Annotated in this window: 10 protein-coding genes; 7 read left to right on the plus strand and 3 right to left on the minus strand. The window is 71.3% G+C overall.

Translation table 11 applies throughout. The features are described 5' to 3' along the window. The first annotated feature begins 9 nt into the window (after positions 1-9). The 4 genes from RCO28_RS04710 to RCO28_RS04725 all read left to right on the plus strand — a co-directional run bounded on the left by RCO28_RS04710 (position 10) and on the right by RCO28_RS04725 (position 4,248). Positions 10-1,290: an amidohydrolase family protein gene (locus RCO28_RS04710; RefSeq protein ID WP_308939716.1), complete on the plus strand. Its 1,281-nt coding sequence runs from the start codon at positions 10-12 to the stop codon at positions 1,288-1,290. Beyond that, the gene (locus RCO28_RS04715; protein ID WP_308939606.1) at positions 1,290-2,522 is read left to right on the plus strand and encodes an amidohydrolase family protein; all 1,233 of its coding nucleotides are present in this window, start codon (positions 1,290-1,292) and stop codon (positions 2,520-2,522) included. Before RCO28_RS04710 ends, RCO28_RS04715 begins: the two co-directional genes overlap by 1 nt. Before the next feature lie 164 nt (positions 2,523-2,686). Next, positions 2,687-3,568 carry a sterol desaturase family protein gene (locus RCO28_RS04720; protein ID WP_308939607.1) on the plus strand — a complete coding sequence of 294 codons (882 nt, stop codon included), beginning with the start codon at positions 2,687-2,689 and terminating at the stop codon, positions 3,566-3,568. Then, positions 3,565-4,248 (plus strand): lysoplasmalogenase, encoded by a 684-nt coding sequence (locus RCO28_RS04725; RefSeq protein ID WP_308939608.1) that lies wholly within the window; start codon positions 3,565-3,567, stop codon positions 4,246-4,248. Before RCO28_RS04720 ends, RCO28_RS04725 begins: the two co-directional genes overlap by 4 nt. On the opposite strand, the gene RCO28_RS04730 is transcribed toward RCO28_RS04725, so the two are convergent. The 3 genes from RCO28_RS04730 to RCO28_RS04740 form a co-directional block, all read right to left on the minus strand. Next, on the minus strand, positions 4,199-5,227 hold the full coding sequence (locus RCO28_RS04730; RefSeq protein ID WP_308939717.1) for a CopD family protein: 1,029 nt from the start codon (positions 5,225-5,227) through the stop codon (positions 4,199-4,201). The two genes, RCO28_RS04725 and RCO28_RS04730, sit on opposite strands and share 50 nt — an antisense overlap. Before the next feature lie 278 nt (positions 5,228-5,505). Continuing rightward, positions 5,506-6,930, minus strand: a complete 1,425-nt coding sequence (locus tag RCO28_RS04735; RefSeq protein ID WP_308939609.1) for a CoA transferase — start codon at positions 6,928-6,930, stop codon at positions 5,506-5,508. Between the two features lie 88 nt (positions 6,931-7,018). Then, positions 7,019-8,548, minus strand: a complete 1,530-nt coding sequence (locus RCO28_RS04740; protein ID WP_308939610.1) for a S8 family serine peptidase — start codon at positions 8,546-8,548, stop codon at positions 7,019-7,021. A gap of 329 nt (positions 8,549-8,877) precedes the next feature. On the opposite strand from RCO28_RS04740, the gene RCO28_RS04745 reads away from it, so the two are divergent. The 3 genes from RCO28_RS04745 (at position 8,878) to moaA (ending at position 12,053) form a co-directional block, all read left to right on the plus strand. Then, positions 8,878-9,246 (plus strand): DUF485 domain-containing protein, encoded by a 369-nt coding sequence (locus RCO28_RS04745; RefSeq protein WP_308939611.1) that lies wholly within the window; start codon positions 8,878-8,880, stop codon positions 9,244-9,246. After that, positions 9,243-10,898, plus strand: coding sequence for a cation acetate symporter (locus RCO28_RS04750; protein ID WP_308939612.1), 1,656 nt, complete (start codon positions 9,243-9,245; stop codon positions 10,896-10,898). Before RCO28_RS04745 ends, RCO28_RS04750 begins: the two co-directional genes overlap by 4 nt. A 156-nt stretch (positions 10,899-11,054) precedes the next feature. Next, positions 11,055-12,053 (plus strand): GTP 3',8-cyclase MoaA, encoded by a 999-nt coding sequence (gene moaA / locus RCO28_RS04755; RefSeq protein WP_308939613.1) that lies wholly within the window; start codon positions 11,055-11,057, stop codon positions 12,051-12,053. Positions 12,054-12,061 lie beyond the last annotated feature (8 nt).

The following is a 12,061-nucleotide window of genomic DNA, read 5'->3' on the forward strand; positions in this document are numbered from 1 at the left end:
GTGACCGAGATGCCCGACCAGGACCCGTACCTCATCATCTCCTCCGACTGCCACGCCGGCCTGCCCACCGAGGAGTACCGGCCCTACCTCGACTCCCGCTTCCACCGCGACTTCGACGAGTTCCTCGCCGGGCGCGAGCGCCGCCGCGAGGAGATGACCCGGCTCGGCGTGCGCAACGAGGCCTTCGCGAACAAGTGGTTCAGCGACAACGAGGAAGGCCTGAAAGGCGGTTGGGACACCGCTCAGCGCGTCAAGGAGCTCGACGGGGACGGCGTGGCCGCCGAGGTCGTCTTCCCCGACGCGGACGCCGTCGACAGCCGGACCGCCGCGCCCTTCGGCGTCGGCCTGGGCCTCTCCGGTGACCAGGACCCCGAACTCGGCATGGCCGGGGCGCAGGCGCACAACCGCTGGCTCGCCGAGTTCGTGTCCGCCCACCCCGAACGGCACTGCGGCGTCGCCCTGCTGCCCGTCACCGGCGAGGTGGGCCGGGTCGTCGCCGAGATCCACCGGGCCAAGGAGTCCGGGCTCGGCGCGCTGATGATCCCGTCCATGTGGGTCGACAAAGCGCCCTACCACGACCGGTGTTACGACCCGGTGTGGGCGGCGGCGGCCGAGACCGGCATGCCGCTCGTCACGCACTCCGGCGCCGCGCCCCGGCACGAGTACGGCGACCACCTCGGCATCTACGTCAGCGAGGTCACCTGGTGGCCCGCCCGGCCGCTGTGGTTCCTGCTCTGGTCCGGTGTCTTCGAGCGGCACCCCGGCCTCAAGTTCGGTGTGGCGGAGTCCGGTTGCTGGTGGCTGCCGAACCTGCTCTGGTTCATGGACCGGCTCTACCTCGGCGCGCACGGCGGCAAGAAGCTCTCCCCGTTCGCCGAGCTGAAGCGGCCCCCGCACGAGTACCTGGACCGCCAGGTGTTCATCTGCGCCACCAACACCAAGCGCCGCGAACTCGCCCAGCGGTACGAGATCGGCGTCGACAACATCCTCTGGGGCTCCGACTTCCCGCACCCCGAGGGCACGTGGCCCCACACGCGCGCGTGGCTGCGGAAGACCTTCCACGACATCCCCGTCGCCGAGACCCGCCGCATGCTCGGCCTCGCCGCCGCCGAGGTCTTCGGCTTCGACACCGCGAAACTCGCCCCTGTAGCAAGGCGTATCGGCCCGACCCCCGCCGACCTCGGCCAGGACGCGGACCAGAGCGCCGTCGAGGCCTCCTGGGCCCGCTCCCGCGAGGTCGGCCGGCACTGGCTCACCGACCACGACTTCCCGACCCTGGGGGTGCGCTGATGACCCCGCACGACCGCTACACCGTCATCTCCGCCGACTGCCACGCGGGCGCCGACCTCCTCGACTACAAGCCGTACCTGGACGCCGCCCACCACGACGCGTTCGACGCCTGGGCGGCCGGCTACGTCAATCCGTACGAGGACCTGCTCGCCGACACCGCCGACAAGAACTGGAACTCCGAGCGCCGCATCGCCGAGCTCGAACAGGACGGCATCGTCGCGGAGGTGGTGTTCCCCAACACGATCCCGCCGTTCTTCCCGTCCGCGTCCCTGATGGCCCCGGCGCCCACGCGCGCGGAGTTCGAGCAGCGCTGGGCGGGCCTGCGCGCCCACAACCGCTGGCTCGCCGACTTCTGCGCCGCCGCGCCCGGCCGCCGCGCGGGCGTCTTCCAGATCCTCCTGAACGACGTGGACGAGGCGGTACGCGAGATCCGCCGGTCGCACGCCGCAGGGCTGACCGGCGGACTGCTGCTTCCCGGCACGCCGCCCGGTTCGGGTCTGCCCGAGCTGTACTCGTCGGCGTACGACCCGATCTGGGCGGTCTGCGCGGAGCTCGGCGTTCCCGTCAACCACCACGCGGGCTCGGCCTCGCCGCCCCTGGGCGAGGAACCGGCGGCCCGGGCGGTGTTCATGGTGGAGACGACCTGGTTCTCGCACCGGGCGCTGTGGCACCTGATCTTCGGCGGGGCGTTCCGCCGCCACCCGGGCCTGAAGCTGGTCCTCACCGAGCAGGGCTCGGGCTGGATCCCGGGCGTGCTCGACATGCTGGACTACTACCACGGGCGCCTGGTCGCGGCCGCCACGAAGGCGGGCACGGCCGAGTCCAAGTTCGGCGCGGGGCTTGCCGATTCGATGGGCAAGGGCCCCTCCATCGTCTGGGCCGAGAACTGCTACGTCGGGGCCAGCTTCATGCGCCCGCACGAGGTGCCGCTGCGGGAGCGGATCGGCCTCGACAAGATCATGTGGGGCAGCGACTATCCGCACGACGAGGGCACGTACCCGTACACCCGGGAGGGCCTCAGGGCCGCCTACGCCGGACTGCCGCCCGAGGAGATCGCGGCCATGGTCGGCGGCAACGCGGCCCGCGTCTACGGGTTCGACCTGGACCACCTGGACACCCTCGCGGCGAAGGTCGGCCCGACGGTGGCGGAACTGGCCGAGCCCCTCGACGCCCCGCCCGCCGACGCCACGTCACCGGTCTTCGCCCGGGGCGGGTCGGTACGGGTGTGGTGAGGCGGTGCGGGACGGGTTCGACATCAAGCCCCTGACGAGCCACCCAGGGCACTGGCGCCTGGGCGGGGTGTAGGAGACCGACAGCCTGGAAGGGCTTACCACTAGTAATACTTGTCGGTAACTACCTCTAGTCGACCCGCCCCGACCGCCCTTACGGTGCACCCATGTCCCCGAACCTGCCCGATGTAGTGCTGTGGTCCATACCGGCGTTCGTGCTGCTCACGATCATCGAGATCGTCAGCTACCGGCTCCATCCCGACGAGGAGGCCGCGGCTTACGAGACCAAGGACGCCGCCACCAGCATCGGCATGGGACTGGGCAGCCTCGTCTTCGACCTGCTGTGGAAGATCCCGATCGTCGCCATCTACACCGCCGTGTACGAGCTGACGCCGCTCAAGGTGCCCGTGCTGTGGTGGACGATCCCGCTGATGCTGCTCGCGCAGGACTTCTTCTACTACTGGTCGCACCGCGGCCACCACGTCATCCGCATCCTGTGGGCCTGCCACGTGGTGCACCACTCCAGCCGCAAGTTCAACCTGTCGACCGCCCTGCGCCAGCCCTGGACGAGCCTCACCGTCTGGCCGTTCTACCTGCCGATGATCGCCCTCGGCGTGCACCCGGCCGCGCTCGCGTTCTGCTCGTCGGTGAACCTCGTCTACCAGTTCTGGATCCACACCGAGCGCATCGACAAGATGTGGCGCCCCTTCGAGTTCGTCTTCAACACGCCCTCGCACCACCGCGTCCACCACGCCTCCCAGGGCAGCTACCTGGACCGCAACTTCGGCGGCATCCTCATCGTCTGGGACCGGCTCTTCCGCTCGTTCGTGCCCGAGACCGACCGCCCCGTCTTCGGTCTGACCAAGAACATCGACACGTACAACCCGCTCAAGGTCGCCACCCACGAGTACGTCTCCATCGCCAAGGATCTGAAGGCGGCGGGGAGTTGGCGCGAGCGGGGCGGACGGCTGTTCCGCGGGCCCGGCTGGTCGCCCGCGCCGCCGGCCGAGGCCAAGCGGCAGGACACGGTCGCGGAGGGCGCCGCGTGAGGCCTGAGCGGCTGCTGCTCGCCGCGTTCGGCCTCGCCCTCGCCGGCGACCTGGGCTCCCTGCTCGCCGGGTTCACCCCCGGCCACACCGTGTTCAAGCCCCTGCTCATGCCGCTGCTCGCGGGGTGGGCGGTGTGTGCCTGGCGCGTCACCTCCGGGGCCGGCGTGCCCCGGCTGCTCGTCGCCGCGCTGCTCTTCGGCTGGGGCGGCGACGTGCTGCTGCTCTTCGACGCCGAGCCCGCCTTCCTCGGCGGCATGGCCTCGTTCGCGGCCGGCCACGTCTGCTACCTGCTGCTCTTCAAGCGGTACGGGACGGCCCGCCCGCACACCCTGCTGCTCGGCCTCGCCTACGGTGCCGCGCTCGCCGGTACGGTCGCGCTGCTCTGGGCCGACCTTCCGGCGGAGCTGCGCATCCCGGTCGCCGGGTACAGCCTGCTGCTCACCGCCATGGCCTTCCGGTCCGCGCGGCTCGGGCTCGCGGCAGGGGTCGGCGGTGCGCTCTTCCTGCTCTCCGACACCCTGATCGCCACCGGGATCGCCGAGTGGCCGCAGCTGCCGAGGCCGGACTTCTGGATCATGCTGACGTACGCGGCGGCCCAGTACCTGCTGGCCAGGGGAGTCCTCGCGGCGCTCACCCCCACAGCGGCCGTTCCCACCACACCGGCGCGGGTACGGCCGTGAGCAGCGCCGAGACCGCGACGACCACGGCGAGCACCAGCACCTCGACCCGAGCGGGCGCGATCGCCGCGTACGGGTCGGGGGAGCGGCGCAGCCGGACGCGGGCGGCCACGGCCAGGGCGGCGATCACGGCGACGAGCAGCAGCTTGGCGATCAGGACCCGGCCGTACGCGGTCGTGAACACCGAGTCCAGGGGGAGCTTGCGCAGCGTCGAGCAGATGCCGGTCGCCGTGACCCCGGCGAACAGAACGGCCGCCACGCGCGCGTAGAGCCCGAGCAGCGCGGCGCCCGCCGTGGGGCGCGCGCGCCAGGCCCGCATCGTGCGCAGCACCTGGAGCAGCCCGCCCGCCCACAGCGCCGCACACGTCAGATGGACAAGCGTGAGCAGGCTGCCAAGGAGCGGGTCGTCCTCCCGGCCGAGGTCCGGGTGGGCGCGCAGCGCCTCCGCCACGATCGCCGCGGCGAGCGGCACGGTGGCGGTGCCGGGCCTGCGCGACCGGGCACAGAACCCGGCGGCCACAAAGGCGTTGACCTCGACGAGCGCGAGCAGCCCGTCCGTCGTCTCGTACAGCCGTCCCGGATGCAGCTCGTCGAGCGAGCTCGGCACGAGGTTGCCGTTGGCGACGATCAGGGCGAGCCCTACGGCGGAGGCGGCGCCGACGAAGGCCGCGGCGAGCCCCCAGTTCCTCGGCGTACCACCGGGCGCGTCCGGCACCCGCCGCGCGAGCCAGGCGGCCGCCGACTCCCCGACGAGTACGCACAGCGCGGCGAACATCGTGATCCGCAGCAGCGTGACGACCCCGGCCCCGGGCGGCCGGGCCTCGCCGGTGCCGTCGAGCGCGAGCGAGGGCCCGAGCAGCGGTACGAGCGCGGCGGCGGCGACAAGCACGAGCACGGCGAGCGCCCGCCGCACCGCGGCCCGCCGTACGGCCGCGCTCACCTCGGGCACCTCTTCGCGCACGGCGACGGAGGGTTCGGACATGCTCACCGACTGATCGTCACCGGAACACCCGGACCCGGCAAGCTTGAAGGTTCCGCTGGGGGCCTTTTCCCCTACCCGCCCCTTCCCGAAATCCTGCGGAGCTTCGGGGGCTCCGCCCCCGGGCCCCCGCTCCTCAAGCGCCGGAGGGGCTCAATTTTGAGCCCCTCCGGGGGCACCTCCCAGCGGTAGCTGGGGGAGATTGAGGAGGCCCGTCCGGCAGGCCACGCGGCGCCAGCCGCATATCGGACACAGCCGGGAAGGGGCGGGTAGGGGACTTCTCACCCCTCCCACCGAGCCGCATCCGCCCCCCAAACCCCCGCAGACCGCGCCCAGTTGGCTGGACAGCCCTCGTACGAGACGGGCGACCGCGCGTGCCGGAGGCGGCCCAGCGGGCCGGTCGTCTCCACCAGGTAGGGCGACGGGTCGTACGCCGAGTCCGCCCCGCCCGACCGACGCGCCGCAGGCAACCGCAGCAACCAGTCCGCCGTACGTGCCAGCGACAGCCGTACGAGGCGGCTGCCCGGCTCGGACGCCTGCTCGGTGAGAGACCGCAGCACCGCCGCCGCCAGGAGGTAGCCCGTCCCGTGGTCCAGAGCCTGGGCGGGCAGGGCCCCCGGGCGGTCCGCCGCCGGGTCCCGTTCCGCGTCCGCGATGCCCGTGGCCACCTGGACCAGGCTGTCGAAGCCGCGCCGTACCGCCCAAGGCCCGCTCCCGCCCCACGCGTTCAGCTGGGCGACGACCACGCCGGGGCGGCGTTCGGCCAGGGCGGACGGGGAGAGGCCGAGCCGGTCGAGGGCGCCGGGGCGGTAGCCGGTGACGACCAGGTCCGCCTCGGCGAGCAGCTCGTCGAACGTCGTACGGTCCGTCGGCCGGGCCAGGTCGAGCAGGGTCGAGCGCTTGCCGAAGCCGGTGTCCGCGTGCTGGTCGGCAAGTTCGGGCAGGCCGGGCGAGTCCACCCGGAGCACGTCCGCGCCGAGCAGGGCGAGCGTGCGCGTGGCGACCGGGCCCGCGAGGACCCGGGTCAGGTCGAGCACCCGCAAACGGCCACCACGCGCGCGTGCCACGGAGGATCGCCCACCACGCGCGCGTGCCACCGAGAGTCGCCCACCACGCGCGCGTGGCGCCCGCTCGTCGAGCCGTTCCCGGTGCACCAGCGGCTCGCCCGCGACGGCGACGCCCTGCGGGTGCGCCGCCCACTGCGCGCGCGTGCGCAGGGCCACGGCCAGGCCGCCCGCGGCGTACACCCGCTCCTCCACGTCGACGGCTGCCAGCCCGGCGAGGACCCGCTCGACCCGGTCCTCCGGAACCCCGAGCGCAGCGAGCAACGCCGCCTTGTGGTGCGGGTAGTTCGCATGCGTACGCACCCAGCCGTCGGCCGTCCGCCAGAACCGGGAGAGCGGCGCGAACGTGCTCGGCTCCCGGCCGTCCAGGCGCAGCTGCCGCTCGCTCACGAAGGCCGTCGCCACCGCCCCGTCGTCCACCCGCACGCGCGGCACCGGCCCACCGGCGGCCACGTACTCGGCCGCCGCGAGGGAGCACACGGCAACGCACGCCCGCGCCGCGTCGAGCACCGGCAGACGGGAGGGCAGCAGCCCCGAGGAGGATCTGTCGTACGTCACCGCGGAGAGCAGGCCACAGGGGCCGCCGAGCGCCGACCAGGCCTGCGGGATCGCGGCCGGGTGGGGAGGGTGATCGGGAGGCACGGGTTCATGACAGCACAACTCATGCGTACGGGCCGCCCGTTGACCGGACGGCCCGTACACCTGGGACACAGCTACACCTGAGGCACCGCTACTTGCGGACCGCGTCCAGGGCGTCCACGATGCCGAAGCCGTAGAAGCCGTTCAGGTTCTTGCTGCCCTCGCACTCCGCGTCGACCGTGCCGTCACCGTCCGGGTCGTACGGCTCGGTCGGGCAGCCCGGGTTGTCCGCCTGCACCTTGAGGAGCCGCTGCAGCTGGGCCGGGCCCGCCTTCGGGTGGGTGGACTTCAGCAGCGCGGCCACACCGGCGGCGTGCGGCGACGCCATCGAGGTGCCCTGCAGCCAGCCGTACTTGTTCTCCGGCATGGTCGACAGGATCCGCCCGTTCTTCGACGGGTTGTCCGGGATCTGGTACTTGTCGCCGCCCGGCGCCGCGATGTCGACGACACCCTTGCCGTACGTGGAGTAGTACGACTTGAGGTCCTTGTCGCCGGTCGCGGAGACCGTGACGATGCCCGGCAGCTGCGTCGGGACGTCGAAGCACTCGCTCGGGTCGATAGTCCGCTCCACCGGCGTCGAGTCGTCCGGCGAGGAGTCGTCCACGATGGCGTCCGAGGCCAGGTCGTGGTTGGAGTTGCCCGCCGAGGCGAGGTGGAGCGTGCCCTTGCGCTGGGCGTACAGCTGGGACCGGTTGACCGCGTCGACGATGGCCTTCTGGTCCGGGTCGTCCATGCAGTTGTACAGCCACGGGTCCACGTAGTAGCTGTTGTTGGTGATCTCGATGCCCTTGTCCGCGGCGAACATGAAGGCGCAGACCACGCTCTCCGGGTAGAACAGGCCGTTGTCCGGGTCGCTCACCTTGATGCCGGCGACCTTCACGCCGGGCGCGACCCCGGCCACGCCGATGCCGTTGCGCGCGGCCGCGATCTCCCCCGCGACATGGGTGCCGTGGTAGTCCTCCGGGGTGTACGGACGCCAGGCGCCCGGCGACGTGTCCGCCTTGCCGCCGACGCAGTTCGCGGACTGCGAGGCGGAGAAGTTGGGCGCCAGGTCCGGGTGGGTGTCGTCCACACCCGTGTCGATCACGCCGACGGTCACCTTGGAGCTGCCCGGGTTGATCTTCGCGGCCTTGTCGGCGCCGATCGCCCGCAGGTCCCACTGGTCGGCTTCCATCGGCTCCGCGTCCCCGGCCGCCGACTTGGTGCTCGCCGCGGGCGCGTCCACGTACTGCGGAGCGCCCTCTTCCGTCGTGCCGGCGGCCTTCAGCGGGGCCGTGCGCGTCGCGCCCGCGGACTGCACGCCGCGGGCCTTGCGTATTTCCTTGCCGAAGTCCGGGTTCGCCGAGTGCACGACGATGACGCCTATGCGTTCGTACGCGATCACGACGCTGCCGCCGGCCTTCGCTATCGCCTTCTTCACCGAGGCGATCGTGTCGTCGTCCGCCTTCGTGTTCACCACATAGGCCAACTTGGGTGCGTCCGCGGCTACTTGGGTCTGCTCGCCCTGGGACGCCGCCGCGGACGCGGAGCCCGGCAGCAGCCCGAGTGTCGCCGTCGAGAGGGCGACGGCCAGACCGACCGGCGCGGCGAGGCGACGGCGTCTGGAGCGCAGATGAGTCATGGGGTCTCCACTTCATCCGTAAACAAAAAACCCGAACACCAGCCGTGCTCGGGCGTCACTTGGCGCGAAGCCAAGGCCTGAACGTAGCGGTGCACCTTGCTGACCGGCAACGACTTGCCGCAGAAAGATGGGGAGTTGGGGCCGGGCGGGCGCGCCGCCGTGCGGTTGCGGTTGGGTGAAGCAAGCATCAAACCCCTGTTGGATCACGTGTCGATGGGCCTAGCATCGCCATCCGGCCCGCGTGATCCTGCTCACTTGTTCGTCCCCGAGAGCGCTCATCGCGAGGTCGTATGACCGACGCCGCCGCCCCCGTGTCGCTAGGAGAATCCGTGGCCACCGATGCACCACCACCGTCGAAGGGCGGTTCAGGGAACAGCCCGGCGACCCCCACGACGGAGGCGTTCGTCGAGGTGCAGAAGGGTGCGGAATTCGGCGAACTGCGCCGTTCGCACCGTTCTTTCGCCTTCCCGCTGACGATCGCCTTCATCGCCTGGTACCTGCTGTACGTGCTGCTCTCGAACTACGCGGGCGGCTTCATGGGCACCAAGCTGTTCGGCAACATCAACGTCGCCCTCGTCTTCGGCATCCTGCAGTTCGTCAGCACGTTCCTCATCGCCTGGCTCTACTCGCGGCACGCCGCGGCCAAGCTCGACCCCAAGGCTGAGGCCATCAAGTCCCGCATGGAGGCCGGAGCATGAGCCACCCCCTGTTCCAGCCCGCCCAGGCCGGCCAGGCCGAAGTCCTCGCGGCGTCGTCCGAGGTCAGCGAGCACCAGCCGCTCATCATCACGCTGTTCGGCCTCTTCGTCGTCGCGACCCTCGTCATCACCGTCTGGGCCGGCCGGCAGACCAAGGACGCCGCAGACTTCTACGCCGGCGGCCGCCAGTTCACCGGCTTCCAGAACGGCCTCGCCATCTCCGGCGACTACATGTCCGCCGCGTCGTTCCTCGGCATCGCCGGCGCCATCGCCCTGTTCGGCTACGACGGCTTCCTGTACTCCATCGGCTTCCTCGTCGCCTGGCTGGTCGCGCTGCTCCTGGTCGCCGAACCGCTGCGCAACTCCGGCCGGTACACGATGGGCGACGTGCTCGCGTACCGGATGCGGCAGCGCCCCGTCCGTACCGCCGCCGGCGCCTCCACCATCGTGGTGTCGATCTTCTACCTGCTCGCGCAGATGGCGGGCGCGGGCGTCCTCGTCGCGCTGCTGCTCGGCATCACCACCGACGCGGGCAAGATCGGCATCGTCGCCCTCGTCGGCGTCTTGATGATCGTGTACGTCACCATCGGCGGCATGAAGGGCACCACCTGGGTGCAGATGGTCAAGGCCGTGCTGCTGATCGGCGGCACCGTCCTGATCACCTTCCTGATCCTGCTGAAGTTCGGCTTCAACATCTCCGACCTGCTCGGCGCGGCCGCCGAGAACAGCGGCCAGGGCGCGGCGTTCCTGGAGCCCGGACTCAAGTACGGCGTCACGCCCACCTCGAAGCTGGACTTCATCTCGCTCGGCATCGCCCTGGTCCTGGGCACCGCGGGCCTGCCGCACATCCTGATCCGCTTCTACACCGTGCCCACGGCCAAGGCCGCCCGTAAGTCCGTGAACTGGGCCATCGGCATCATCGGCGCCTTCTACCTGATGACGATCGTCCTCGGCTTCGGCGCCGCGGCCCTGCTCTCCTCGGACGAGATCAAGGCGTCCAACAAGGCGGGCAACACGGCCGCACCCCTCGCGGCCCTGGAGATCGGCGGCGGTGGCGACTCCACCGGCGGCGCCATCCTGCTCGCCGTGATCTCGGCCGTCGCCTTCGCCACGATCCTCGCGGTGGTCGCCGGTCTGACCCTGGCGTCCTCGTCGTCCTTCGCGCACGACATCTACGCCAACGTCATCCGCAAGGGGCAGGCCTCGGAGAAGGAGGAGGTCCGCGCGGCCCGCTGGGCGACGGTCTTCATCGGCATCGTCTCCATCGCCCTCGGTGCCCTGGCCCGCGACCTCAACGTCGCCGGTCTGGTCGCCCTCGCCTTCGCGGTGGCCGCGTCGGCCAACCTGCCGACCATCCTCTACAGCCTGTTCTGGAAGCGGTTCACCACCCAGGGCGCGCTGTGGTCGATCTACGGCGGCCTCGCCTCGTCCGTCCTGCTCGTGCTGTTCTCGCCGGTGGTCTCGGGCAAGGAGACCTCGATGTTCCCCAAGGTCGACTTCCACTGGTTCCCGCTGGACAACCCGGGCCTGATCTCCATCCCGCTGGGCTTCCTGCTCGGCTGGCTCGGCACGATCCTCTCCAAGGAGAAGCCGGACGAGGGCAAGTACGCGGAGCTCGAGGTCCGCTCCCTCACCGGCACCGGCGCCCACTGAGCCGAACCCGGTCGAAAACCAAGCCACTCTCCGCGGCCCCGTCGTAGATCCCTACGACGGGGCCGCGGTGCGTCTCGTTGGATCGGGCCCGGTGTTCTTGTCGGTCCCGTCACGTAGGCTCTGGAACTACCGGAACCGGAAAGGGAGGGGGCCGACGTGCTCATCGACACCTTCGGCAGGGTGGCCACCGACCTGCGGGTCTCATTGACCGACCGGTGCAACCTGCGGTGTACGTACTGCATGCCCGAAGAGGGCCTGCAGTGGCTGGCCAAGCCGGACCTGCTCACCGACGACGAGATCGTCCGTCTCATCCGCATCGCCGTCACCCAGCTCGGCGTCACCGAGGTCCGCTTCACGGGCGGCGAGCCCCTGCTGCGCCCCGGCCTCGTCGGCATCGTCGAGCGCTGCGCGGCCCTCGAACCGCGCCCCCAGATGTCCCTGACGACCAACGGCATCGGCCTCAAGCGCACGGCCCAGGCCCTCAAGGCCGCGGGCCTCGACCGGGTCAACGTCTCCCTGGACACCCTCAGGCCGGACGTCTTCAAGACCCTGACCCGCCGCGACCGCCACCATGACGTCCTGGACGGCATGGCCGCCGCCCGCGAGGCGGGCCTCACCCCGGTCAAGGTCAACTCGGTCCTGATGCCGGGCCTCAACGACGACGAGGCCCCGGACCTCCTCGCCTGGGCCGTGGAGAACGACTACGAGCTCCGCTTCATCGAGCAGATGCCCCTCGACGCCCAGCACGGCTGGAAGCGGGACGGCATGATCACCGCCGGCGACATCCTGGAGTCGCTGCGTACGCGCTTCACGCTCACCGAAGAGGGCCAGGAGGAGCGCGGCTCCGCCCCGGCCGAGCGCTGGATCGTGGACGGCGGCCCGCACACCGTCGGCGTCATCGCCTCGGTGACCCGCCCCTTCTGCGCCGCCTGCGACCGCACCCGCCTCACGGCCGACGGCCAGGTCCGCACCTGCCTCTTCGCCACCGAGGAGACCGACCTGCGCGCCGCCCTCCGCGCAGACGGCGAGGACGGCTCGGACGAGACGATCGCCCGGATCTGGAAGCAGGCCATGTGGGGCAAGAAGGCGGGCTCGGGCCTGGACGACCCGTCGTTCCTGCAGCCCTCCCGGCCCATGTCGGCGATCGGCGGCTGAACCGCCGG

This window comes from Streptomyces sp. LHD-70 (genome assembly GCF_031157275.1).
In the GTDB taxonomy this organism is placed as follows: Bacteria; Actinomycetota; Actinomycetes; order Streptomycetales; family Streptomycetaceae; genus Streptomyces.